At 65.5% G+C, this 23,593-nt stretch carries 24 protein-coding genes; 12 read left to right on the forward strand and 12 right to left on the reverse strand.

Features of this window, described 5'->3' with window-relative positions:
• Positions 1 to 44: 44 nt before the first annotated feature.
• A complete protein-coding gene (locus ACODS4_RS07700) occupies positions 45 to 776 on the reverse strand; it encodes an MgtC/SapB family protein (protein ID WP_488862329.1) in 732 nt (243 codons plus the stop codon).
• Positions 777 to 980: 204 nt separating this feature from the next.
• Here ACODS4_RS07700 and ACODS4_RS07705 point away from each other — a divergent pair, with 204 nt between their 5' ends.
• The 5 genes from ACODS4_RS07705 (at position 981) to ACODS4_RS07725 (ending at position 5,204) form a co-directional block, all read left to right on the forward strand.
• Positions 981 to 1,133 (forward strand): periplasmic nitrate reductase, NapE protein, encoded by a 153-nt coding sequence (locus tag ACODS4_RS07705; RefSeq protein WP_488862331.1) that lies wholly within the window; start codon positions 981 to 983, stop codon positions 1,131 to 1,133.
• Between the two features lie 11 nt (positions 1,134 to 1,144).
• Complete coding sequence (locus ACODS4_RS07710) at positions 1,145 to 1,492, forward strand: chaperone NapD (protein WP_488862333.1); 348 nt, start codon at positions 1,145 to 1,147, stop codon at positions 1,490 to 1,492.
• A gap of 61 nt (positions 1,493 to 1,553) precedes the next feature.
• The gene (napA, locus tag ACODS4_RS07715; protein WP_488862335.1) at positions 1,554 to 4,052 is read left to right on the forward strand and encodes a nitrate reductase catalytic subunit NapA; all 2,499 of its coding nucleotides are present in this window, start codon (positions 1,554 to 1,556) and stop codon (positions 4,050 to 4,052) included.
• A gap of 11 nt (positions 4,053 to 4,063) precedes the next feature.
• Positions 4,064 to 4,576 carry a nitrate reductase cytochrome c-type subunit gene (locus tag ACODS4_RS07720; RefSeq protein WP_488862337.1) on the forward strand — a complete coding sequence of 171 codons (513 nt, stop codon included), beginning with the start codon at positions 4,064 to 4,066 and terminating at the stop codon, positions 4,574 to 4,576.
• A gap of 1 nt (position 4,577) precedes the next feature.
• Entirely contained in the window at positions 4,578 to 5,204 is a 627-nt protein-coding gene (locus tag ACODS4_RS07725; protein ID WP_488862339.1) for a NapC/NirT family cytochrome c, read from the forward strand.
• A 266-nt stretch (positions 5,205 to 5,470) separates the two neighbouring features.
• Here the strand turns inward: ACODS4_RS07725 and ACODS4_RS07730 are convergent, their stop codons facing one another.
• The 3 genes from ACODS4_RS07730 to ACODS4_RS07740 all read right to left on the reverse strand — a co-directional run bounded on the left by ACODS4_RS07730 (position 5,471) and on the right by ACODS4_RS07740 (position 7,474).
• The gene (locus ACODS4_RS07730) at positions 5,471 to 6,136 is read right to left on the reverse strand and encodes a hypothetical protein (RefSeq protein WP_488862341.1); all 666 of its coding nucleotides are present in this window, start codon (positions 6,134 to 6,136) and stop codon (positions 5,471 to 5,473) included.
• 127 nt (positions 6,137 to 6,263) lie between these two features.
• Positions 6,264 to 6,644: a hypothetical protein gene (locus ACODS4_RS07735; protein ID WP_488862343.1), complete on the reverse strand. Its 381-nt coding sequence runs from the start codon at positions 6,642 to 6,644 to the stop codon at positions 6,264 to 6,266.
• A gap of 11 nt (positions 6,645 to 6,655) precedes the next feature.
• On the reverse strand, positions 6,656 to 7,474 hold the full coding sequence (locus tag ACODS4_RS07740) for a PAS domain-containing protein (protein ID WP_488862345.1): 819 nt from the start codon (positions 7,472 to 7,474) through the stop codon (positions 6,656 to 6,658).
• 255 nt (positions 7,475 to 7,729) lie between these two features.
• Between ACODS4_RS07740 and carB the strand changes: the two genes are divergently transcribed.
• Both carB and greA read left to right on the forward strand, forming a co-directional pair.
• Positions 7,730 to 10,975 carry a carbamoyl-phosphate synthase large subunit gene (gene carB, locus ACODS4_RS07745; RefSeq protein WP_488862347.1) on the forward strand — a complete coding sequence of 1,082 codons (3,246 nt, stop codon included), beginning with the start codon at positions 7,730 to 7,732 and terminating at the stop codon, positions 10,973 to 10,975.
• Between the two features lie 97 nt (positions 10,976 to 11,072).
• Positions 11,073 to 11,546, forward strand: a complete 474-nt coding sequence (gene greA / locus ACODS4_RS07750) for a transcription elongation factor GreA (protein ID WP_119831993.1) — start codon at positions 11,073 to 11,075, stop codon at positions 11,544 to 11,546.
• A 134-nt stretch (positions 11,547 to 11,680) separates the two neighbouring features.
• Here the strand turns inward: greA and ACODS4_RS07755 are convergent, their stop codons facing one another.
• Both ACODS4_RS07755 and ACODS4_RS07760 read right to left on the reverse strand, forming a co-directional pair.
• Positions 11,681 to 12,601 carry a dienelactone hydrolase family protein gene (locus ACODS4_RS07755; RefSeq protein ID WP_488862350.1) on the reverse strand — a complete coding sequence of 307 codons (921 nt, stop codon included), beginning with the start codon at positions 12,599 to 12,601 and terminating at the stop codon, positions 11,681 to 11,683.
• A gap of 208 nt (positions 12,602 to 12,809) precedes the next feature.
• Positions 12,810 to 13,340 (reverse strand): Lrp/AsnC family transcriptional regulator, encoded by a 531-nt coding sequence (locus ACODS4_RS07760; RefSeq protein WP_488862352.1) that lies wholly within the window; start codon positions 13,338 to 13,340, stop codon positions 12,810 to 12,812.
• Between the two features lie 160 nt (positions 13,341 to 13,500).
• Here ACODS4_RS07760 and ACODS4_RS07765 point away from each other — a divergent pair, with 160 nt between their 5' ends.
• The 3 genes from ACODS4_RS07765 to ACODS4_RS07775 all read left to right on the forward strand — a co-directional run bounded on the left by ACODS4_RS07765 (position 13,501) and on the right by ACODS4_RS07775 (position 15,983).
• Positions 13,501 to 14,493 carry a mitochondrial fission ELM1 family protein gene (locus ACODS4_RS07765; RefSeq protein ID WP_488862354.1) on the forward strand — a complete coding sequence of 331 codons (993 nt, stop codon included), beginning with the start codon at positions 13,501 to 13,503 and terminating at the stop codon, positions 14,491 to 14,493.
• A gap of 142 nt (positions 14,494 to 14,635) precedes the next feature.
• Positions 14,636 to 15,295: a 2OG-Fe(II) oxygenase gene (locus ACODS4_RS07770; protein WP_488862356.1), complete on the forward strand. Its 660-nt coding sequence runs from the start codon at positions 14,636 to 14,638 to the stop codon at positions 15,293 to 15,295.
• A 55-nt stretch (positions 15,296 to 15,350) separates the two neighbouring features.
• The gene (locus ACODS4_RS07775; RefSeq protein WP_488862358.1) at positions 15,351 to 15,983 is read left to right on the forward strand and encodes a 2OG-Fe(II) oxygenase; all 633 of its coding nucleotides are present in this window, start codon (positions 15,351 to 15,353) and stop codon (positions 15,981 to 15,983) included.
• 143 nt (positions 15,984 to 16,126) lie between these two features.
• Here ACODS4_RS07775 and ACODS4_RS07780 read toward each other — a convergent pair whose 3' ends face one another.
• Positions 16,127 to 16,417, reverse strand: a complete 291-nt coding sequence (locus tag ACODS4_RS07780; protein WP_488862360.1) for a DUF2218 domain-containing protein — start codon at positions 16,415 to 16,417, stop codon at positions 16,127 to 16,129.
• A 26-nt stretch (positions 16,418 to 16,443) separates the two neighbouring features.
• Positions 16,444 to 17,100, reverse strand: a complete 657-nt coding sequence (locus ACODS4_RS07785) for a PadR family transcriptional regulator (protein WP_488862362.1) — start codon at positions 17,098 to 17,100, stop codon at positions 16,444 to 16,446.
• Between the two features lie 198 nt (positions 17,101 to 17,298).
• Between ACODS4_RS07785 and ACODS4_RS07790 the strand changes: the two genes are divergently transcribed.
• Together ACODS4_RS07790 and trxB are read left to right on the forward strand one after the other, a co-directional pair.
• Positions 17,299 to 19,209 (forward strand): hypothetical protein, encoded by a 1,911-nt coding sequence (locus tag ACODS4_RS07790; protein ID WP_488862364.1) that lies wholly within the window; start codon positions 17,299 to 17,301, stop codon positions 19,207 to 19,209.
• Positions 19,210 to 19,239: 30 nt separating this feature from the next.
• Complete coding sequence (gene trxB, locus ACODS4_RS07795) at positions 19,240 to 20,199, forward strand: thioredoxin-disulfide reductase (protein ID WP_488862366.1); 960 nt, start codon at positions 19,240 to 19,242, stop codon at positions 20,197 to 20,199.
• Between the two features lie 80 nt (positions 20,200 to 20,279).
• On the opposite strand, the gene ACODS4_RS07800 is transcribed toward trxB, so the two are convergent.
• The 4 genes from ACODS4_RS07800 to ACODS4_RS07815 form a co-directional block, all read right to left on the reverse strand.
• Entirely contained in the window at positions 20,280 to 20,747 is a 468-nt protein-coding gene (locus ACODS4_RS07800; protein ID WP_488862368.1) for a Dps family protein, read from the reverse strand.
• A 161-nt stretch (positions 20,748 to 20,908) separates the two neighbouring features.
• On the reverse strand, positions 20,909 to 22,621 hold the full coding sequence (locus ACODS4_RS07805; RefSeq protein ID WP_488862370.1) for a methyl-accepting chemotaxis protein: 1,713 nt from the start codon (positions 22,619 to 22,621) through the stop codon (positions 20,909 to 20,911).
• A gap of 90 nt (positions 22,622 to 22,711) precedes the next feature.
• Positions 22,712 to 23,176, reverse strand: coding sequence for a cache domain-containing protein (locus tag ACODS4_RS07810; RefSeq protein WP_488862372.1), 465 nt, complete (start codon positions 23,174 to 23,176; stop codon positions 22,712 to 22,714).
• 188 nt (positions 23,177 to 23,364) lie between these two features.
• Positions 23,365 to 23,565: a hypothetical protein gene (locus ACODS4_RS07815; RefSeq protein WP_488862374.1), complete on the reverse strand. Its 201-nt coding sequence runs from the start codon at positions 23,563 to 23,565 to the stop codon at positions 23,365 to 23,367.
• Positions 23,566 to 23,593 lie beyond the last annotated feature (28 nt).

Raw genomic sequence — 23,593 nt, forward strand, 5'->3', positions numbered from 1 at the left:
CTTTCCCCCGGAAAACCTTATGAGATCAAAGCAATTTCTGTGTTTCAAATCCGCGACGGCGACAGACGGAACTCCACCAGCGAATCCGTCGCGCTCAAGCCGGTGATGAGCGTCATCGGATCCAGCAGCCCGTTGGCCTGAAGCACAAGCTGATACTCAAACAGGCCGGTGCCGTTTTTCAGGTGAAAGGCCCAATCCGTCACCTCGAAGCCAAACTCCTTGGCCTTGGCGCGCAGCTCTTCGGCGGGGGGCGCCCGGTCGCGGGCGAAGACCAGAGTCATGTGGATCACCGTCTGGTGCGGCAGCTTGGCTTCCAACTGGCGGAACATGCTCATGATGAAGACGCAGACCAGCGCCGCCGCGATGGCGACGATGTAAAAGCCAAGCCCGATGGTCACGCCGATGGCCGCCGTCGCCCAGATCGACGCGGCGGTGGACAGCCCCCGGATCGACAGACCTTCGCGCATGATGACCCCGGCGCCGAGGAAGCCGATGCCGGTGACGATGCCCTGGATCACCCGGGTCGGGTCGCCCGCCCCGACCGCCCCCTGCGGCCCAACGCCGCCGTACCACATGCCGGGATAGGCGTTGACCACCGTCAGCATGGCGGACGCCACGCAGACCAGCCCATAGGTCCGCATCCCCGCCGCCCGACCATGGTAGGAGCGCTCGTACCCCATCAACATGCCAAGCGCCAGAGCGCCGAGAAGATGGAGCAAAATCAATCCATTGGTGATGATTTCGGCGTGCGACCAGTAGGACAGCAGGACATCCATCGACAATCGGTCCAATCGGTGTGGGGCGGTGGATCGGGAAGCCTACACCCTTGGATTAGCAATGTCTTTTCAAAGCCGCTCAGGCGGCAAGAATCCCCCGGCTTGACCTGGGTCAATTTCAACCCCGACCGAAGGGATCAATACTAAGGTCTGACACGGCCTCATACCTAGGGGCCAACCCGCCCTGACGGATCGAGAACCATCATGCCGCCGTCCGCATCCTCCGCCGCCCCCTCCCGCCGCGCCGAAACGCTGATGTTTCTGGCGCTGTCCGTTCTGGTCTGGCCGCTGATCGCCGTCGGCTCGGTCGGCGCCTACGGCTTTTCCATCTGGATTTACCAGATCCTGACCCATTGAGGGACGCCGCCATGCCGATCAACCCGACGCCCTCGCCCGCCGCCGACGCTGGCGCGCCCGCCAGCCGGACGCCGGAGATCCACATCTCCAGCCTCGTCATCCAGCACAACCCGGCGCAGACCGACGCCATCCAGGCGGCGGCCAGCGCCATCGACGGGCTGGAGTGGTGCGTGTCGGAAAACGGCAAGGCGGTGGTGACGCTGGTCACGCGCAGCGCCGGCGCGGTCATGGACCGCATCGCCGCGCTGAACGCCCTGCCCGGCGTCCACACCACCACCATGGTCTACCACCATTACGAATCGGCGGACGCCATCGACGGCCCAACGGACGGCCCTGCGGCCAGCCACGCCGCGCCCTGATCCCGTCCGTTCCCCCGTCCGCCTCCCCAATCGACGCCTTTCTGGCCCAGGAGTGCCCCGCATGTTGTTGTCCCGCCGCGATTATCTGAAGGCGCAGGCCGCCGCAGCCGCCGCAGCGGCGGCGGGCGTCAGCCTGCCCGCCTCCGCCGGAAACCTGCTGACCGGCGAGGGCGCCAAACTGAACTGGTCCAAAGCCCCCTGCCGCTTTTGCGGCACCGGGTGCAGCGTCATGGTCGGCGTCAAGGACGGCCACGTCGTCGCCACCCACGGCGACGTGAAGTCGGAGGTCAACCGGGGCCTGAACTGCGTGAAGGGCTATTTCCTGTCCAAGATCATGTATGGCGAAGACCGGCTGACCACGCCGCTGCTGCGCATGACCAACGGCAAGTTCGACAAAGAGGGCGAATTCACCCCGATCACCTGGGACCAGGCCTTCGACATCATGGCCGAGAAGTGGAAGGAGGCCCTGAAGAAGAAGGGGCCGACCTCCGTCGGCATGTTCGGGTCCGGCCAATGGACGATCTATGAGGGCTACGCCGCGTCCAAATTCATGAAGGCGGGTCTGCGCTCCAACAACCTGGATCCGAACGCCCGCCACTGCATGGCCTCGGCGGTGATGGGCTTCATGCGCACCTTCGGCATGGACGAGCCGATGGGCTGCTACGACGACATGGAGAACGCCGACGCCTTCGTCCTCTGGGGGTCGAACATGGCGGAGATGCACCCGATCCTGTGGACCCGCATCACCGACCGCCGCCTGAGCCACCCCGGTTGCAAGGTCGCCGTCCTGTCCACCTTCGAGCATCGCAGCTTCGATCTGGCCGACATCGGCATGGTCTTCACGCCGGGATCCGATCTGGCGATCCTGAACTACATCGCCAACCACATCATCCAAACCGGCAAGGTCGATAAGGATTTCGTCGCCAAGCACTGCAACTTCAAGCGTGGGCGCGACGACATCGGCTATGGCCTGCGGCCCGAACACCCGCTGGAGAAAAAGGCCAAGAACGCCGACAAGGCCACCGAATCCGACCCGATCAGCTTCGAGGAGTTCGCCGCCTTCGTCGCCCCCTACACGCTGGACAAGGCGCATGAGCTGTCGGGCGTGCCGAAGAACCGGCTGGAGGCGCTGGCCGCGCTCTACGCCGACCCCAAGGTGAAGGTCATGTCCCTGTGGACCATGGGCTTCAACCAGCATGTGCGCGGGGTCTGGGCCAACAATCTGTGCTACAACATCCATCTGCTGACCGGAAAAATCGCCCAGCCCGGCAACGGCCCCTTCTCGCTGACCGGCCAGCCCTCGGCCTGCGGCACGGCGCGCGAGGTCGGCACCTTCGCCCATCGGTTGCCCGCCGACATGGTGGTGACGAACCCCGAACACCGCCGCCACGCCGAAGAGATCTGGAAGCTGCCCGACGGCACGATTCCCGAAAAGCCCGGCTACCACGCGGTGTTGCAGGACCGCATGCTGAAGGACGGCAAGCTCAACGCCTATTGGGTCCAATGCACCAACAACATGCAGACGGCGCCCAACACGGCGAAGGAGACCTTCCCCGGCTACCGCAACCCGGAAAATTTCGTCGTCGTCTCCGACCCCTACCCGACGGTGACGGCGCTGGCCGCCGATCTGATCCTGCCCACCGCCATGTGGGTGGAGAAGGAGGGCGGTTACGGCAACGCCGAACGCCGCACCCAATTGTGGCGGCAGTTGGTCAACGCGCCCGACGGCGCGCGGTCGGACCTGTGGCAGATCGTTGAATTCTCCAAGCGCTTCAAGGTGGAAGAGGTGTGGCCGGAGGAGCTGCTGGCGAAAAAGCCGGAGCTGCGCGGCAAGACCCTGTTCGACGTGCTCTACCGCAACGGCAATGTGGACCGCTTCCCGCTGTCCGACTGCGCCCCGGACTATGAGAATTTCGAGGCGAAATCCTTCGGCTTCTACCTGCAAAAGGGGTTGTTCGAGGAATACGCCGCCTTCGGGCGCGGCCATGGCCATGATCTGGCGGATTTCGAGCAGTATCACGTCGAACGCGGCCTGCGTTGGCCGGTGGTCAACGGCCAGGAAACCAAATGGCGCTACCGCGAAGGGTCCGACCCCTATGTGAAGGCGGGCGAGGGCGTGCGTTTTTACGGCAACAAGGACGGCAAGGCGAACGTCTTCGCCCTGCCCTATGAGCCGCCCGCCGAAGCGCCCGACGCGGATTACCCCTTCTGGCTCTCGACCGGGCGGGTGATCGAGCATTGGCACAGCGGCTCCATGACCCTGCGCGTGCCGGAACTGCGCAAGGCCTTCCCCAACGCCGTCGCCTTCATGCACCCCGACGACGCCAAGCAACTGAACGTCCGGCGCGGGCAGGAGGTGCGCGTCGCCTCGCGGCGCGGCGAGGTTCGGGTGCGGGTGGAGACGCGCGGGCGCAACAAGCCGCCGCGCGGTTTGATCTTCGTGCCCTTCTTCGACCACACCGTGCTCATCAACAAGGTGACGCTGGACGCCACCGACCCCATCAGCAAACAGACCGACTACAAGAAATGCGCGGTCAAGATCACCCCCGTGAGCGCGTGAGGAGACCAAGCATGAAAACCCGCATCCTGATCGCCGCCCTGGTTTTGACCGCCGCCATCCCGGCGCTTCTCATGGGGGGCGTGTCCGGCGTCGTCGCCGCCGACGGCAAGCCGGGGCCACAGGTTTCCTCCGGCCCGCACCCGATCACGCTGGACGTTCCGGCGGAAGCGACCAACCGCGAGATCGTTGACGACGTGAAGCGCGTGCGCAATTACGCCGACCAGCCGCCGCTGATCCCGCACGCCGTCCGCGATTACCAGATCGACCTGAACGTCAACAAATGCCTGACCTGCCACGACCGCCGAAACGTCGGAGGCTCGCAAGCGCCGATGGTCTCGGTCACGCATTTCCAGGACCGCGACGGCCAGACGCTCGGCACCGTGTCGCCGCGCCGTTATTTCTGCACCCAGTGCCATGTGCCGCAGACCGACGCCAAGCCCATCGTCGGCAACAGCTTCCGCGATTTCGACGCGGTGCTGGGCGCAACTTCGGGCGCTGGCCCGGCGAAGGAAGGCGCGAAGTAACATGGCGATCCCCACGGCGATTCGCAACGCGGTCGCGGCGTGCTGGCGCGTCTTCGCGCGGCCCAGCGTGCATTACAGCTTGGGTTTCCTGACCTTGGGCGGCTTCGTCGCCGGGGTGCTGTTCTGGGGCGGCTTCAACACCGCCCTGGAGGCCACCAACAAGGAAGCCTTCTGCATCAGTTGCCACGAGATGCGCGACAACCCTTACGAGGAGTTGAAGCAGACCATCCATTTCACCAACCGTTCGGGCGTGCGGGCCAGTTGCCCGGATTGCCACGTCCCGCATCAATGGACCGACAAGATCGCCCGCAAGATGCAGGCGTCCAAAGAGGTCTGGGGCAAGATCTTCGGCACCATCGACACCCGCGAAAAATTCCTCGACAAGCGCCGCGAGCTGGCCGGGCATGAGTGGGACCGGCTGAAGGCCAACAACTCGTTGGAATGCCGCAACTGCCACAGCGCCGAATCGATGGACATCACCAAACAGAATCCGCGCGCGGTGAAGATGCACGAAACCTTCCTGTTCACCGGGGAAAAGACCTGCATCGACTGCCACAAGGGCATCGCCCACCGCCTGCCCGACATGACCGGCGTCGAACCGGGATGGAGCGCCAGCGCGGTGAAGTGAACGCGAATGGTCCCTCTCCCGCAAAACGGGCTACGGCATTCACACATCTTTTTCTTGCTGCAACCAATTGAAATGGAAAGGATTTTCCGTCATCCCCGCGCAGGCGGGGATCCAGAGTTTGCCAGACGAACCCTATGGATAAGTCTGGATTCCCGCCTTCGCGGGAATGACGGAGAAAAGTTCTTTTTCTTCCAATGAGTTGCCTAAACCGAAGATGTGTGAATGCCGTAGCGCGAAACAGGAGAGGGACACGCGCGCGTCAAGCGTCAGTCAACGCCTGGAAAAAGCTGAAAGTTGAAGCTGCCGCAAATCAGAATGTGCGCCGTCTTCTCCACCGCCAGCGTCAGATAGCTGGTCAGCACCGAGCTTTGATAGCTGTAGCCGGTCGGCAGGGGCAAATCGGCAAGGCCATCGACTGAATCAACGTCGTAACCGCTGTCGCTGAACGCGGCGACCAGCGCGTACCGCTCCCCCTCCGGGCCGATGATTTCCTGCAACACGCTTCCGGCGGGAAACGTCACCGACGTCTGGCGCTCAATCTCGCCCTTGGCCCATTGTTCGCTCGACGACTCGCTGGCCAACGGCGCGAAGGACAGGGTGCGCGCAATCAGTTGAAGCTGCACCGTGATCCCGTTCGACAATTGCAAACCAAGCTGTCGCGGCAAAGACGCCGGAGCGTCCCCCGGATAAGGATAAATGGTGCTGCAACAGGGAAGCGCGTTCTGCCCCGGCTCATCCGTGGTGAAGATCAAGGGGTCATTCTCCGGATCCGCCGAAAACGACACGTATTTTGGCAGAAACGGCGCGATTTGATTGACGAAATAGGTCTCGTCGCTGGTCAGGTAATTGTAAATATAGCCCGGCGACGTTTGCGGATTTTGCCGGAACTCCTGATTGAACCCTGTGCTCACCGCAATGTTGACGCTTGCCATGTTGTCCCCCCATTCGTTGGCTCTCGGGCCGGACGCCCGAACGACGATGCAACGAAAAGAGTAAACGCAAAGGGCGCTGCGTCAAAATAATTGATGAACTCGAAAGCTCACTATCACAGAAATTGCGTCACCCCAAAACATCCAGCGCGGCCAGCGCCAGCAGCGTCACCCCCACCGCTTCCAGCAGACCCAGCAGCGCGCGCAGGCCCAGCGCCACCCACCAGCTCGCCCAATCGCGGCGGTGGCGGACTTCGGTCAACAGCCGGTCCTGGACGCCGTTGACCGCCCGGCGGGCCGACAGGCCGACGAGGCCGCCGACCAGCGCCACCACCCCAGTCCCCAGCACGTAATACAGTCCGCCCTTCCACCCGGCGAAATGATCGGGGTGGGCGAGGAAGACCAGCGTTCCGACGATGATCCACACGGCGGCGGGCCAGACGCCGACGATCTCCGGGCCGACGCCGCCCGCTGGCGTCTCACCCTCTGGCTTCGGCCCATCCGTCGCCATCAGTTGGCCCCTCAGCCGCCGGGAACGTGGCGGTAGGCCAGAACGCGGGTCGCCTTACCGCCGTCCTCGTCGGCCAACGGCAGCAGCAGCTCGACAAAGCGCGTTCCCGGCAGCATCGGGTCGTCGCGCACCATCAGGCAACGCGGCTCGCCGCTCTCCAGACAGGCGCGCAGATCGGCCAGCCAGCGTTGGGCGGCTTGCGGCGGGTGGCATTCCGTCACCCGGCGGGTGGTCGGGCGCAGGGGCAGGCGGCGTTGCAAGGCCCGCCCGCAGGATTTGTAGACGAAATCCGTCCCGTCGGCGGTCGGCTCCATCAGGCAGATACGCGGCGCCGTTTCGCGGATTTGCGCGGTGTCGATCTCGCGCGCCAGCGGAATCGCCCGCTTGCGCTTCAGCCTCAGCCAATGGGTGTAGAGAACGCGGACCTGCGGGGTTTGGTCCACGTCCAGCGGGTCGGCGCGACAGGGCGGCGCTTCGGCCTCCGGCACTGCGGCGGTCGCCGATGATGGCCCCGCCGCCGCAGCGCCAGCGGGCGGCGGGGTGGTCGCCAGAATGGCGGAGGCCGAGGGCGGAACCCCGCCGGTCGAGGCCGTCGGCCCGCCGATCCGCCCGCCATGCTTTTTCAGCGTCGGCAGCGGCGCCCAGGCCTGGCAGGTGTGATAGCCCTTCGTGACCTTGCGGTAATCCTGGCTGCTGGCCGTGCGGCATTCGCCTTCAACGCCGTGACGGGCGACGCGGACCAGCGTGTTGTCTTCCGACATCACCCGCTCGCCCCCCCAGGAGACGCAGGCGGCGCAGGCGCGGCTGTCCTTGGCGAATGCGTGGCTCATCGGTGGTCCCGTGTCTCCAAAAAGCTGTCCTGACAAATTGATGCCCCCCTTTGCGATGGGGTTCAAGCCCGGCATCACGCATCCCGCGAGCCGATGGTAACGCAGTCATGTGACGGCGACATCCATGCCACCCCTTCCCCCCCGGACCCGAACCCCCTATAAGGGGGCCTTGCACGACAAACCTCGCCCGCTCCCTGCCCCCGGCTTCCGGCGGCTGGGGGTTTTCGGCTGACCAAACGCTAGAGAACCGGACCCATGCCCAAACGCACCGACATCAAATCCATCTGCATCATCGGCGCGGGTCCGATCGTCATCGGGCAGGCTTGCGAATTCGATTACTCCGGCGTCCAGGCCTGCAAGGCGCTGCGCGAGGAAGGCTACCGGGTCATCCTGGTCAACAGCAACCCGGCCACCATCATGACCGATCCCGGTCTGGCCGACGCCACCTACATCGAGCCGATCACCCCGGCGGTCGTCGCCAAGATCCTGGAAAAAGAGCGTCCCGACGCCCTGCTGCCGACCATGGGCGGCCAGACCGCGCTGAACACGGCGATGGCGCTGTCCGACGACGGCACGCTGGAACGGCTGGGCGTGGAGATGATCGGCGCCAAGCGCGACGTCATCGCCAAGGCCGAGGACCGCATCCTGTTCCGCGACGCGATGGACAAGCTGGGACTGGAATCGCCCAAGTCGCGCATGGTCAAGACGCTGAACGAGGCGATGGAGGCCCTGGACGTCGTCGGCCTGCCCGCCATCATCCGCCCCAGCTTCACGCTGGCCGGGACCGGCGGCGGCATCGCTTACAACCGGGCGGAGTTCGAGGACATCGTGCGCGGCGGCCTGCGCGCCAGCCCGGTCGGCGAGGTGCTGATCGAGGAATCGGTGCTGGGCTGGAAAGAGTATGAGATGGAGGTCGTGCGCGACGGCGCCGACAACTGCATCATCATCTGCGCCATCGAAAACCTCGACCCGATGGGCGTCCACACCGGCGATTCGGTGACGGTCGCCCCGGCGCTGACGCTGACCGACAAAGAATACCAGATCATGCGCGACGCCTCGATCGCCGTGCTGCGCGAGATCGGCGTGGACACCGGCGGGTCGAACGTCCAGTTCGCCGTGAACCCGGCGAACGGTCGCCTGATCGTCATTGAAATGAACCCGCGCGTCTCGCGCTCCTCGGCGCTGGCGTCGAAGGCCACCGGCTTCCCCATCGCCAAGATCGCCGCGAAGCTGGCCGTCGGCTACCGCCTGGACGAGCTGACCAACGACATCACCGGCACGACGCCCGCCAGCTTCGAGCCGACGATCGATTACGTCGTCACCAAGATGCCGCGCTTCACCTTTGAAAAGTTCAAGGGCGCGGAACCGCTGCTGACCACCTCGATGAAGTCGGTCGGCGAAGCCATGTCGATTGGCCGCACCTTCCAGGAATCGGTGCAGAAGGCCCTGCGCTCGATGGAAACCGGCCTGACCGGCTTCAACGAGTTGAAGATCGGCGACGGAAACCCCGACCGCTCGACCATTCGCGGCGCGCTGGCCAAGCCGACGCCCGACCGCCTGCTGGTCATCGCGCAAGCCTTCCGCCACGGCTTCACCATCGCCGAGGTGCAAAGCGCGTCCAAATACGACCCGTGGTTCCTGGAGCAGATCAAGGGCATCGTCGACCGCGAGGCGGCGGTCCGCGCCGAGGGTCTGCCGACCAGCAAGGCCGGTTGGCTGGCGCTGAAGCAGATGGGCTTCTCCGACGCCCGTCTGGCCGAACTGGCCAAGACCACCGAGCTGGCCGTCGCCGCAGCCCGCCGCGCCGCTGGCGTCACCCCGGTGTTCAAGCGCATCGACACCTGCGCCGCCGAATTCGCCTCCGCCACCCCCTACATGTATTCGACCTACGAGACCGACGGGTCGGGCGAGGCCGAATGCGAATCGGAGCCGACCGACAAGCGCAAGGTCGTCATTCTGGGCGGCGGGCCGAACCGCATCGGCCAGGGCATCGAGTTCGATTATTGCTGCGTCCACGCCGTCTACGCCCTGCAAGAGGCCGGGATCGAGACGATCATGGTCAACTGCAACCCGGAAACCGTCTCCACCGACTATGACACCGCCGACCGCCTGTATTTCGAGCCGCTGACCGCCGAAGACGTGATCGAGCTGGTCCGCGTCGAGCAGCGCGAGGGCACGGTTCTGGGCTGCATCGTCCAGTTCGGCGGCCAGACCCCGCTGAAGATCGCCCAGGCGCTGGAAACCGCCGGGATCCCGATCCTCGGCACCTCGCCCGACGCCATCGATCTGGCCGAAGACCGCGAGCGCTTTCAGCGCCTGTTGCAGGAACTGAACCTGAAGCAGCCCGCCAACGGTCTCGCCCGGTCGCTGGAAGAGGCGGAACTGGTCGCCGACCGCATCGGCTTCCCCGTCGTCATCCGCCCGTCCTACGTGCTGGGCGGTCGCGCCATGGAGATCGTCCACGACGTCGCCGGGCTTCAGCGCTACATGGCGACCGCCGTGCAGGCGTCGGGCAAGAACCCGGTGCTGATCGACAGCTATCTGCAAGACGCCATCGAGGTGGACGTGGACGTCGTGTGCGACGGGACCGACGTCTATGTCGCGGGCGTGATGGAGCACATCGAAGAGGCGGGCATCCATTCCGGCGACAGCGCTTGCGCCCTGCCGCCCTACTCGCTGCCCGGCGAAACCATCGCCGAGATCAACCGCCAGTCCGATCTGCTGGCCCACGCGCTGAAGGTCGTCGGGCTGATGAACGTGCAGTTCGCGGTCAAGGACGGCATGGTCTACATCCTGGAGGTCAACCCGCGCGCCTCGCGCACGGTTCCCTTCGTCGCCAAGGCCACCGGCACCGCCATCGCCAAGATCGCCGCCCGCGTCATGGCCGGGGAAAAGCTGTCCTCCTTCACGCTGAACGGCCCGAACCCGCCGCACACCGCCGTCAAGGAAGCGGTCTTCCCCTTCGCCCGCTTCCCCGGCGTCGACATCGTGCTTGGCCCGGAGATGAAGTCCACCGGCGAGGTGATGGGGCTGGACCACAATTTCGCCCTGGCCTTCGCCAAGGCGCAGTTGGGGGCGGGCGTCAATCTGCCGGTCAAGGGCACCGTCTTCGTGTCGGTCAAGGACCGCGACAAGCCCGCCCTGGCGGTCATCGCGGGCAAGCTGCACGAGATGGGCTTCCGCGTTCTCGCCACGTCCGGCACGGCGGCGGTCTTCCGCGACGCCGGGGTTCCCGCCGAGGCGATCAACAAGGTGGCCGAAGGGCAGCCGCACATCGTCGACTCGATGATAAACGGCGACGTCCACATCATCATCAACACGACGGAAGGCGCGCAGGCGCTGGCCGACAGCTTCAGCCTGCGCCGCACGGCCCTGACCTACAACATCCCCTACTACACCACGGTGGCGGGCGCCCGCGCGGCGGTGGAGGCAATTGCCGCGCTTAGGAACGGCAGCCTTGAAGTTGCGCCGTTGCAGTCGTACCTTAGCGGATCGTATTAGGGTGGACGACGGCGCGGCGGACCTCCTCCGCGCCGTCTTTTTCCCTGGTTTCGCCTTGGACGGGTCGAACGACTGCAAGCGGTGATGGACCGAACACATGGAAAAAGTTCCGATGACAGCGGCGGGCTTCAACCGCCTCCAGGAGGAATTGAAGCATCTTAAAGTTTCCGAGCGTCCGGCGGTCATCAAGGCCATTGCCGAAGCGCGCGAACATGGGGACTTGTCGGAAAACGCCGAGTATCACGCCGCGCGCGAACGCCAGAGCTTCATCGAAGGCCGCGTTCTGGAGCTTGAGGACAAGATCAGCCGGGCGGAGGTCATCAACCCCGCCAAGCTGACGGGCGACACCGTGAAGTTCGGGGCCACCGTGACCCTGGCCGATCAGGACACCGACGAAGAGACGACCTACCAGATCGTCGGCCAGGACGAGAGCGACATCAAGTTGCGTCTGCTGTCGATCCAGGCCCCGCTGGCCCGCGCGCTCATCAACAAGTCGGTCGGCGACAATGTGGAAGTGTCCACGCCGGGCGGTTCCAAGCTGTATGAAATCGTGTCGGTCGAGTTCCGCTAAGCTCCTGTCACGCTTGCCCCCCTCCCCATCCCTCCCCCGCTCACGCGGGAGAGGGGGCAGGACCATTGCAAAGCGCCACAGTCCCCTCCCCTGCGAAGCGGGGGAGGGTTAGGGAGGGGGCAACAGCGACAGCCCTATCCCCGCCCGCCCTTCACCCGTTCTTGCAGAAAATTCGTCACCCGCGTGATCGAATCCTGACGCGCGTCCTCGTTGGTGCCGACATGGGCGGCGCCGCCGGGGGCGGTCGCCAGATTCTTGCGCTTGCGCACCGGCGCGTCCGGTGAATCAAAGCCGTGATAGGCGTTGGGGTAGACGACCAACTCCGTCCGCTCCTTCACCCCGTCGCGCTGGGCCAGATCGACGCAGGGTTGGGCGGGCGTCCAATCGTCCTTTTCCCCGACCAACAGCAACAACGGGCCGTCGGGCTGCCAATCCTCGTTCTTCAGCGGCGTTTTGCAGCCGGGATAAAAGGCGATGGCGGCGCGGAATCCGCCGCCCTCCTTGCCCGCCGGGCCATCCTCTCCCGCGCCATAGGCCGACAGAACGGTCCCGGCGCCCTGCGACCACCCCATCAGGGCGATACGGTCGCGGTCCACCTCAGACCGGCTGCGCAGATAGGCCAGCGCCGCCCAGGCGTCGCGCTTGCGCTCCACCCCGGCGCGAACCGGACGATCCTTCAGCGGCCCGGAACAGACGTCGGTGACGCCGCGCGGGCCGAAGCTGTCCACCATCAGAACCTCATAGCCCTGCTGCTGGAGCATCGTCGCCCACCAGACATGGCGCGCCGCGACCCGCCCCGTGCTCTTGGCGTAGAGGCCGCCACAGCCGTGCAGCAGCACCACCGACGGGTGCGGTCCGGCCCCGGTCGGGCGCAGCAAACGCCCGGTCAACGGAGTCGGCGCGCCGCCGGTCAGATCGCCATCCTGCGAGGGAAAGCGCACGATCTCTTCCGCGTGCACGCCGGGCGCGGCCTGGACGTCGATGGGAACGGCGGCCAACGCCGCCCCAACGCTCAACGCCGCCACAGCCGCCTGACGGAGAGTAGATGCCATCATCCTCGAACGTCCCCGCTACGCCGCGCCAACCCCTATGGCGGCGCTCGCAATTGCAACATTAGCACCCTTGCGAAAGAAAGCATCCACTCCGAAGGGAGGAGGGGGCAGGCCACGGACGGAGCGCGCGCTAAAAACAAAAACGGCGGCGTCGGGCTTTCAGGCCCGCGCCGCCGCTCTCACATCCGATGAACAAACGTGTCAGAGGCCGTCAGTCCTCGACATACTCGTCCTCGTCCTCCTCGGTCCCTTCCGGGATGTCGGGCGAATCGACGTCGATCGGCACGCCGGGGGTGTGCTTGGAGGTTCGGATCGACAGCGCCGACTTCACATGGGCGACGTTGGGGGCCGCCGTCAGCTTGGTCGTCAGGAAGCGCTGGTAATCGTCCCAGTCCTCCGCCACGATCTTCAGGACAAAGTCATACTCGCCAGCCAGCATGTTGCATTCACGCACCAGCGGCCAACTGTTGACGAGATCCTCGAACTTCTTTAGGTCGGTTTCGGCCTGACTGCTCAAGCCCACCTGGGCGAACACGGTGACGCCGAACCCGAGTTGATCGGGGTTGACGTCGGCGTGATAGCCACGGATGAATCCAGCCTCTTCCAACGCGCGAACGCGGCGCAGGCAGGGAGGGGCGGAGATGCCGGCGCGCCGGGCAAGCTCCACGTTGGTCATCCGACCGTCGTTCTGCAAATCGCGCAGAATTCGACGGTCAATTCGGTCGAGTTTGACCCGCCGCATGGTTTACTCGGTCGCTCCGGGGGTGATTTGGAGAAAGGATATTACACGGTGATGGTGTCTACGCCAAGGCCCAAACCCTGACAAGAGCGCGCAACCCCAATTCTGTCCCGATCCCCGCGCAGCGGCGACGGTCGCCTCCTCCTTTTCAACAGTCCGAGACATGATGCAACACCTCACCTGCTGGGTGGTTTCCGACGGCAAGCCGGGCATGGAAAACCAGTGCGTCGGCTTGGCCGAGGCGCTGGGGCTGACCCCGGTCGTCAAGCGCGTGGCCCTGCGCACGCCCTGGCGCCAGCTCAGCCCCTATTTGCGGATCGGCAACCGGTTCGCCGCCAGCGCCAAGGGCGATCCGATCCGCGCGCCCTGGCCCGATCTGTTGATCGGCACCGGGCGGCAGAGCGTCGCCGCCTCGCTGGCGGCGCGGGCGCAATCCGGCGGCAAGACCTTCACCGTGCAGATTCAGGATCCGCAGATCGCGCCCCGCCATTTCGATCTGGTGGTGGTGCCGCGCCACGACAAATTGCGCGGCGACAACGTGCTGGTGACGCGCGGCGCCCTGCACCGGGTGACTCCCGCCATTCTGGCCGACGCGGCGGCCCGATTCGCCCCGCGTCTGGCCCATCTGCCCAGCCCGCGAATCGCGGTGCTGATCGGCGGCGACAACGGCGTCTACCGGCTGACCCCGACCATCATGGGGCAGGTCGCCGACCAACTCGCCAACCTCGCCCGCAACCACGGGGCCGGGCTGATGGTGACGCCGTCGCGCCGCACCGGGGCCGACAATGAGGCGATCTTGCGCGCCCGCCTGTCCGGCCTGGCGGCGGAGGTGTGGGACGGAACCGGCGAGAATCCCTATTTCGGCTATCTCGGGCTGGCCGACGCCGTGGTCGTCACCTGCGACAGCGTGTCGATGACGTCGGAGGCCTGCTCCACCGGAAAACCGACCTATGTGATTGAACTGGACGGCGGATCGCCGAAATTCCGCTCCTTTCACGACGGGCTGTATCAGGATGGCCTCACCCGGCGGTTTGACGGAACGCTCGCCCATTGGGACCATCCGCCGCTCGACGACACCGAACGGGTCGCCGCCGACCTGCGCCATCGGCTGATCGCCCACCGGGCGCGCCACCATCATGGCCAACCTCCTGGATGACCTTTGGACCGTCCAGCGGATGCGCGACCAATCGGCGCACGCCCTGGTATGACCAGTTTTCCGCTTCCCTCCCGCCGCGCGCGTGCCATAAACGCGGCGGGTTTTGTCCCGCGCCACCGATTCCTTCCCGGATGATCCACCGATGACCTCGCCCGCCGCCGCCGTCGCCCAGAGCTTCCTGCGCTGCCTGGACGGCAGCACGTCCGCCGCCCAGCCCTATCGGCACTGGCTGTTGTCCAACGCCCTGCCCGAAGACAGCGCCGACGCCATCGCCGCCCTGCCCTGGGGGCCGCCGCCGGTGTCCGACACCTACGGCAAGCGCGAGACGAACAACGCTTCACGCACCTATTTCGGGGCGGAAAACCGCGCGAACTATGACGTGTGCGAGCAGGTGGCCCAGGCCTTCCAAAGCCGCGCCGTCACCGACGCCATTCAAAAGACCTGCGCCGTCGATCTGTCGGGGACCAACCTGCGCATCGAATATTGCCAGGATACCGAAGGCTTTTGGCTGGAGCCGCACACCGACATCGGCGTGAAGAAATACACGATGCTGGTCTATCTCTCGAAAGGGCCGGGCTGCGAGGATTGGGGAACCGACGTGCTGGACGGGACGAAGACCATCGTCGCCCGCGCGCCCTACGCCTTCAACGAGGGGCTGATCTTCATCCCCGGAACCGACACCTGGCACGGCTTCGCCAAGCGCCCGATCAACGGCGTGCGCAAGTCGATCATCGTCAACTATGTGTCGTCGGAATGGCGGGCGCGCCAAGAGCTGTGCTTCCCCGATCAACCCATTGCGTGATTTATAGCCGCTGACCGTCGGCCCACCCGCCGCGCCTCGCCTGGAGACCCCGCCGATGTCCATGCTTGATCTGGACAAGTTCCGCGCCACCCCCCTGCAACATGATCCCTACGACTTTCTCTGCGTCCCGGGATTCGTGAAGAAAGAGCATCTGGAGGCGTTGCACCGCGATTACCCCAAGGTGGACAAGCCCGGCTCCGTTCCGCTCGGCGTGTTCCCGCAGGGGCCGGCCTTCGACGCGCTGATTGAAGAATTGAAGGGGCCGGAGGTGTGCAAGGCCTTTTCCGACAAGTTCGGAATCGACCTGTCGGATTACCCGACCATGTTCACCGCGCGCGGCATGTGCCGGGCGACCGACGGCAAGATCCACCCGGACTCGGCCAGCAAGATCGTCACCGTGCTGATCTACATGAACCCGCCGTGGGAAGCCACCGGCGGGCGGCTGCGCATCCTGCGCTCCCAGGATCTGGAGGATTACGCGGCGGAGGTTCCGCCGGAGGAAGGCACGCTGATGTGCTTCCGCCGCAGCGACACCTCATGGCACGGCCATTACCCGTTCGAGGGCCAGCGCCGCGCCGTTCAGATGAACTGGGTCAAGGGCAGCGTCTACATCTGGCACGAACAATGGCGCCACCGCGTCGGCGTCTGGGCCAAGAAGCTGTTCGGCGTCGAGCAGAAAGGCTATTGAGCGGGCGCTCGTTTGAGCGCTTGCCCCCACCCCGACCCTCCCCCGCTGTCGCGGGAGAGGGAGCCTTGATTCTTGTCGGCGCGCGGCGGAGTTCCCTCTCCCGCCATAAGGCGGGGGAGTGTTAGGGAGGGGGCGCGGCGCTTTCACCCCGCAAGGGTCCACACCGGCGCGCCCAGATCCTCGCGGAAGGCGAAGCGTTTGAGGTGGTCGATCACCACCTCCTGAAGCCGGGGCAACGCGTCGGCGTCAGCCTCAAGGGCGATGTCCAGCCCTTCGGCGTCGGCGGCCAAGCGGCAGAAACGCCCCTCGCCGAACGGGATTTCGCCCCGGCCATCGCCATGGGTCACGGCGAATTTGTGCGCCCAATGCTTGCACAGTTGAGTCAGATAGCGTTGCGCCTGATCGGTCGCCACGCGGGTCGTCGATGTCGCCATGGTTGGCGTTCTCCTCTTTTGAAATCTTAGGACCGCTCGACCGCCAGCGCGGCGGCGTCGATGGCGGCGGCGACGGCGTCGGTCTGTTCGGGCGTCAGATCGCCGCGCGACAGGCGCAAACGCAGGGCCAGCTTGAAGTTTTCAATCGCCCGGACGATTTGCGGGGCGCGTTCGCCGCCGTGGCGGGCGCGGGCGTGAGCGATTCGTTCGCGGATCGCCGCCACCGTGACGGCGTTGGCCTTCAGCGCGTCGGCGCCGTCGGGCGTGACCTCATAGAGCTTCTTGTTGCCCTCGGTCGAGGCGACCCGGATGTGCCCCTGCTCTTCCAGCATGGTCAGGGTCGGGTAGATGACGCCGGGGCTGGGGCTGTAGGCGCCGCCGACCAGATCCTCGATGGCCTTGATGAGGTCATAGCCGGAATGCGGCTTTTCCTCGATCAACCACAGCAGGACCAACCGCAAATCGCCCTGGTCGAACACCCGGCGCTCGCCACGTTCGCGACCGCCGCCCCAACCGCCGGGACCGCCGAAGCCGCCCCGTCCGCCGCCATGACCGCCGCCATGACCGTGGCGGCCCCGCCCGCCGCCATGACCGTGGCCGTGACCATGGCCGTGATCGTCCGCGTCGTCGGACTCGGGACGGGAAAAACGACGCCCGCAGGCGTGAAACATATGCCGAAGCATGGAACCCTCTTTTGATGCAGTTTCGATATAACGAAAACTTAGATATATCGAAACTCACTCGGTTTCAAGAGGGGTTGCGAGCGGTTCGCAAAAAAAATCCATCGCGGGCCGAATCCGGGCCGCCGGACAAATCTCTGTTGCCCCTTCCGGCGACGGGCTATAACTGCGCCCCGGTTTGTTCCCTTCGCGTGTGTGGCAATGCCCCTTCGGATCGAAACTTTTTCCAACGTCACCGGCGGCTCCAGCTTCTTCAAGGCGGTGGGCCACCCGTTGGCGGCGCCCAAGGCGGCCATTCTGATGGCGCGGCTGGCGTCCTTCGGTCCGGTCGCCTTTTACGACCCGCTGGGGCTGCTGTCGGGTCTGGCCGAGTTCTACGACCTCTCCGCCATCCCGGTCGCCGGGGTGTTCGTGCAGAATGTCGAGCTGGTGGGAACCCAGGTGTTCGGCCATGCGGCGCGAGCGGTGACGGACCTGCCGACCTGCGGCGCGCGCACGGTCTTCGTCGTCGCCTTCGATTCGCAGCGCTGCGAGGGCCACATCGCCCATCTGATTCCGAAGGATGTCGGCGTCGTTTCGCTGGACGCGATGCGCGTGCCGGAGGACATGCTGAACGATCCGGCGCATTACCTGTCGAAATTCAACTGGGCGACCAACTTCGCCTGGTTCCGCGACGAGGGCGGCCACCACACCCGCATCGTGTCGGCCAATTACTGGCCGCGCTATGGGGCCAAAGGCACCCGGCTGTGGGCCTGCCTGTTCGATCAAGCTGGTCGCCCGATCACCGAATGGACGGAGCCGATGCCGCCGGCCGACGGCACGGTGGTGATCGACAGCCAGCAGGTGCGCGCCCGGCTGGGGTTGGGCGATTTCTGCGGCACCCTGTTTCTGCACGTCATCGGCGCCGCCGGGCATGACGTGGTGAAATACGCGCTGGACACCTACGGCGACGACGACGCCGTTCTGTCCTGCACCCACGACGCCAACGCCTGGCCCGCCGAACGCTACGCCGGTCTGCCCGCCCCGCGCGACGATGAGCGGGTGTTGCTGTGGATCCAGAACAGCCACCCGACGCCGATTCCGGCGGGGACCGTCGGGCTGAACCTGATGGGATCGGACGAAATTCGCACGGTCGCGCAGGAGATCGCCCCCTTCGCCACGCTGGCGCTCGACAGCCGCGACCTGTTTCCCGACGCGCGTTGGCCGCTTCAGTTTGAAATCCAGGCGGGCAAGCATTTCGTCCGCCCTCGTTACGAGGTCGTATCGACCAACGGACGCCGCCGCATCGCCCACGCCAACGTCGAACGCACGGATCTGAAGCCCGATCCCAAGCTGGCGCTTCTGACCGGCGGGGCCATCGGCAAGGGCCACATCCTGCCCGCCCCGATCCTGCCGCCCGACCGCTGGCGCACCATCCTGCTGCCCACCCCGATGAGCACGGCGCAGACCGAATTGCCGGTCAAGGCGGTGGTCTATGACCGCGACGGGCGGGAGCTGGTCCAGCGTTCCTTCGGCAATCTGAAGCGGTCGGACAGCGTGGCGTTGGACGTCACCGCCCTGTTGGGCGACCGCGCTTTGCCCGGCGGCTGGGGCCATGTCGAATTGCTGTATGATTTCGATGTCGGAACGATAGCCGACGGCTGGTTGCACGCGCTGGTTCGTTACGAAGACGTAAAGACCGGCCATGTGGCGGAGACCAGCTTCGGCAGCCATCTGTTCAACATGGCGATGATCTACCGCGACGAGCCGCAAAGCTACCATGGCCGCCCGCCCGGCCTGTCCACCCGGCTGTTCCTGCGGCTGGGCGCGACGCCGTGGGACACCTTGTGCCATCTGGTCTATCCGGCCTCCACCCCCTGGCACGCCCAGTCCGACACCGCGTTGATCCTGGTCCGGCGCGACGGCCACGAGATCGCCCGCCGGAAGGTGGAGATCGCCTGCGGCGGGTCGCTGCACTGGCGCTATCACGAGATGTTTTCGGAAGCGGAACGGATGGCGGCGGGCGAGCACGCCTATGTGCTGATCCGCGACACCACCTGCCGCCTGTTCGGCTATCATGGCTGCCTTGCCGGTGACGGCGCCTTCAGCCTCGACCATATGTTTGGTTTCTGACGCCCCTTCCCTGCTTTCGAGACGGTTCCCATGCCCAGCACCCATCACAGCAAGGTTCTCATCATCGGCGCCGGCCCGGCGGGCTACACGGCGGCGATCTACGCCGCGCGCGCCAATCTGGAGCCGCTCATGGTCCAGGGCATGCAGCCGGGCGGCCAGTTGATGATAACCACCGATGTGGAGAATTATCCCGGCTTCGCCGACCCCATCCAGGGGCCGTGGCTGATGGAGCAGATGCAAAAGCAGGCGGAGCATGTCGGCACCAAGATGGTGTTCGACCTGATTACCGACGTCGATTTCAGCCAGCGCCCCTTCGTCTGCAAGGGCGACAGCGGCGACACCTACACCGCCGACAGCGTCATCATCGCCACCGGCGCGCAAGCCCGCTGGCTGGGGCTGTCCAGCGAGGAGATTTATCGCGGCTTCGGCGTGTCGGCCTGCGCCACCTGCGACGGCTTCTTCTTCCGAGGCAAGGAGATCGCGGTCATCGGCGGCGGCAATTCAGCGGTGGAAGAGGCGCTGTATCTGACCAACCACGCCTCAAAGGTCACGATCATCCACCGCCGCGACAGCTTCCGGGCCGAGCGGATCATGCAAGACCGCCTGTTCCGCCACCCGAAGATCGAGGTGGTGTGGGACAGCGCGGTGGAGGAGATCGTCGGCGAGGGCGACGGCAGCCTGGGCAACCCGCGCGGCGTCACCGGCGTGCGCGTGAAGAATGTGAAGACCGGCGACAGCCGCGTGATCCCGGTCGCGGGCGTCTTCGTCGCCATTGGCCATGAACCGGCGACGGCGGTGTTCAAGGGCAAGGTGGCGATGGACGAATCGGGCTACGTCATCACCGCGCCGGATTCGACGGCGACCAACATTCCCGGCGTGTTCGCGGCGGGCGACGTCAAGGACAAGGTCTATCGTCAGGCGGTGACGGCGGCGGGCATGGGCTGCATGGCGGCCCTGGAAGCCGAACGTTGGCTCGCCCATCACGAATAAGCTGCCACGAATAAGCGGGCACGAAAAAGAACGCCGCCGCCAGGGCTGTTCCCCGGCGGCGGCGTTTTTGTTTGTGACGACTATTCCAACAGGCTGCGCAGCATCCAGGCGGTCTTTTCGTGGATTTGCAGGCGCTGGGTCAGCAAATCCGCCGTCGGCTGATCGTCGGCCTTTTCCGCCGCCTTGAAGACGGCGCGGATGGTGCGGGCGGCGGTCTCGTGACCGTCCACCAGTTGGCGGATCATGTCTTCGGCCTTGGGGACGCCCGCCTCTTCCTGGATTGAAGCGAGGGCGCCGAATTGGGTGAAGCTGCCCGGCGCCGGGTGGCCCAGCGCGCGGATGCGCTCCGCCACCTCGTCCAGCGCGGTCCACAGTTCCGTGTATTGCGTCATGAACATGACGTGCAGGGTGTTGAACATCGGCCCCGTCACGTTCCAGTGGAACGAATGGGTCTTCAGATAGAGCGCGAAGGTGTCGGCCAGAACCTTGCTCAGCCCTTCGGTGATGGCCTTGCGGTCGTCCTTCGAGATTCCGATGTCGATCTTCATGGGGGTTTTGCCCTTTTTGCTGTTGGGGGAACTCACGTCCGACAACAGCTTGTGCGCCCGCCGCCGCTTTCAAGGCGGTCTAGGCCGGAAGTTGCCCGCTTGCGGCCTTTTGGCCGCAACCCACGTTCCCCCATCCTCACCCCTGGCGCAAGCGCCAGTCTTCATCCCTGGCGCAAGCGCCCGATGAAATCCTTGACCTCGCGGTTCAGGGCGACCGCCTGACCGTCCAGCAACTCGGCGGCGCGCAGCACTTCGCCCGCCGCGACGCCGGTCTCCCCGGCGCTGGTCGAGACGCCGGTGATGTTCTGCGACACCTCCGCCGTGCCGCTGGCCGCTTCCTGCACGTTGCGGGTGATTTCCTGGGTGGCGGCGGCCTGCTGTTCCATCGAGGTGGCGATGGAGCCGACAATCTCGTCGATGGAGACCACCGTGTCGCCCACGCCCTTGATCGCCGACACCGCCGCGCCCGTCACCTGCTGCATGGTGGTGATCTGGGCGCCGATGTCCTCGGTCGCCTTGGCGGTCTGGGTCGCCAGATGCTTGACCTCGCTGGCGACGACGGCGAATCCCTTGCCCGCCTCGCCCGCGCGGGCCGCCTCGATGGTGGCGTTCAGCGCCAGCAAATTGGTCTGCGCGGCGATGGCGTTGATGAGGCCGACGATTTCGCCGATCCGGTTGGCGGCGTCGGACAGGCCGAGCACATGGCCGTTGGTCTCCTCCACCGCCCGCACCGCGCCGCGCACCATGTCAAAGGAGCGGCGGACCTGGGATCCGATTTCGGAAATGGACGCCGACATTTCTTCCGTCGCGGCGGCGGCGGTCTGCACGCTCATGCCCGCCTGCTGGCTGGCGGCGGCGACGGTGGCGGCCTGCCGGTTGGCGCTGGTCGCGCGGTCGAGCATCCCCGCCGCGTTGCCGCGCACCTGATGGGCGCCGGCGCCGACCTGCTGCACCACCTCGCTGACCCGCGCCTCGAACAGATCGGCCAGCGCGTGGATGGCGCGGCGCTTTTCCTCTTCGGCCTGGGCCTTTTGCCGGGCCTGGTCGGCGGTCAGCCGTTCGACCTCGCGCGCGTTGGTCTGAAAAATCTCCAACGCGCGGGCCATGGCGCCGATTTCGTTCTTCATCCACACGCCGTCGATCACGCTGTCCAACTTGCCCGCCGCCAGATCGGTGGTGGTCTGCGACAGGCGTTGCAGCGGTCGGGTGATGGAGCGCGCCAGCACCAGCCCACCGACCATCATGCCCGCCAGCAACCCGGCCATCACCAGCGCGAAGCGGACGCGGTCGGCGTCCGCCGCGTCGTGCGTCGTCTGGATCGCCTGGGCGGTGGATTGGCCGATGGCCTCCTGCACCGCCATGATGCGGTCGGTCAGCGCCTTGAACTGGTCGTCGGTGTGGGCCATCATCGGGATGCCGATCAGGCGGTCGATGGCCGCCATCTGGTTCATCTCGTCCACCGCCTTGGCGTAGGCGTCAACGCGGGCCGACACGTCGGTCAGCATCGTCCGCTCCGCCTCGGTCAGCGGCATGGCCCGCAGGGCGTCGATCACGCCGCGCGCCTGTTTGGTGTTTTTGGCGATGGCGTCGCGCATCTGTTGCAGCTTGGCGTCTTCGATGCCCGACCCGGACAAAGCCAGATGGCGCGACACGTCGCTGTGAATGACATAGGCGGTGGCGACCAGACGGTCGATCTGCCCGCGCCGTTCCGCCGCCGATTTGTGGATGCCGTCCACCGACGACACCGCCTGATCGGCCTGTCGGTCGGCCAGAAGCAAGGCCCCGACCGTCAGAACGATCCCCATCAAGGGGGCCACGAACACGCGCGCCGCCACCGACAGCCCGGTCAGGCGCTTAAAGATGCCACCGCTCATCACCACCCCCGCCAATTTTGGCCCCCACAATCCAGGCCAAACCGCCCGCGCCCGCCCAACCGTCGCCAGCCGGGCGGGCGCCAACCGCCGTTACTTGTAGACGCCGACGTAAGCAACCAGTTCCTGGTTGGGAACCCGCTTCACGTAGGTGATCTTCGGTTCGATCTTGTTGGTGGCCGGGTTCAGCCAACGGTATTCGACCCAGCCCTCGCCCTTGTCCTTGGCCACGGCCAGAACGTCCTGGACGATGAAGCGCCCGTCGGGATCCTTGACGTTGATGACGGTCTGGCCGACGCCCGCCGGACGCGGCGGATAGACCTTCCAGGTGCCGGTGAAGTCGATGACGTTTACATAGATTTCGCCGAACTTGTATTCGCCGTCGGCGTTGAAGACGGCCGCCGCCTGCTCCAGCCCCTTGGCGGCGATCAGATCGGCGGCCTTCAGGGTGATCGCCTTGGCGTCGTCCTGGGTTGGTTTTGCGGTTTGCGCCACAGCGGTCCCGGCAAGGCCCGTGGCGAAAAGACCAATCATGAGAAAACGAAACACTGCGCGCATGCGTATAATCCCCAAAGCTTGCGACCGGAATACAAAGTGTCGACTCTCGGTCCGATTTGTTGCTGAAGCGTTTTTGCGAAAATTCGACACGCTTCTTATCCGCAGAGGTACTACCAGAAGGTTTCAGGATTTTGTCGAATTGATTTCGCCCCCGTCATACCGCATTGCAGCGTAGCAACATCGGTATCTCAGGCGGCAATCGACGGATTGTTCGACAACATCAACGAAATGAAGCATTTGTGACGATATCTGTCGATGGCGGTCGGACCCGCCGACATCTTGCGGCGCGTCGTCGCAACCGTCCGTTCACAATCCGCTCCCGACGTGACGTCTTGCCGCCCCTTTTTTCCATCGACAGCGCGGCGAATCGGGGGGAGCATCAAGGTCATCGTGGGCCTGCCGTCGGCCCCCCGGAGC

The sequence above is a fragment of the Azospirillum sp. FG154 genome, assembly GCF_057809575.1.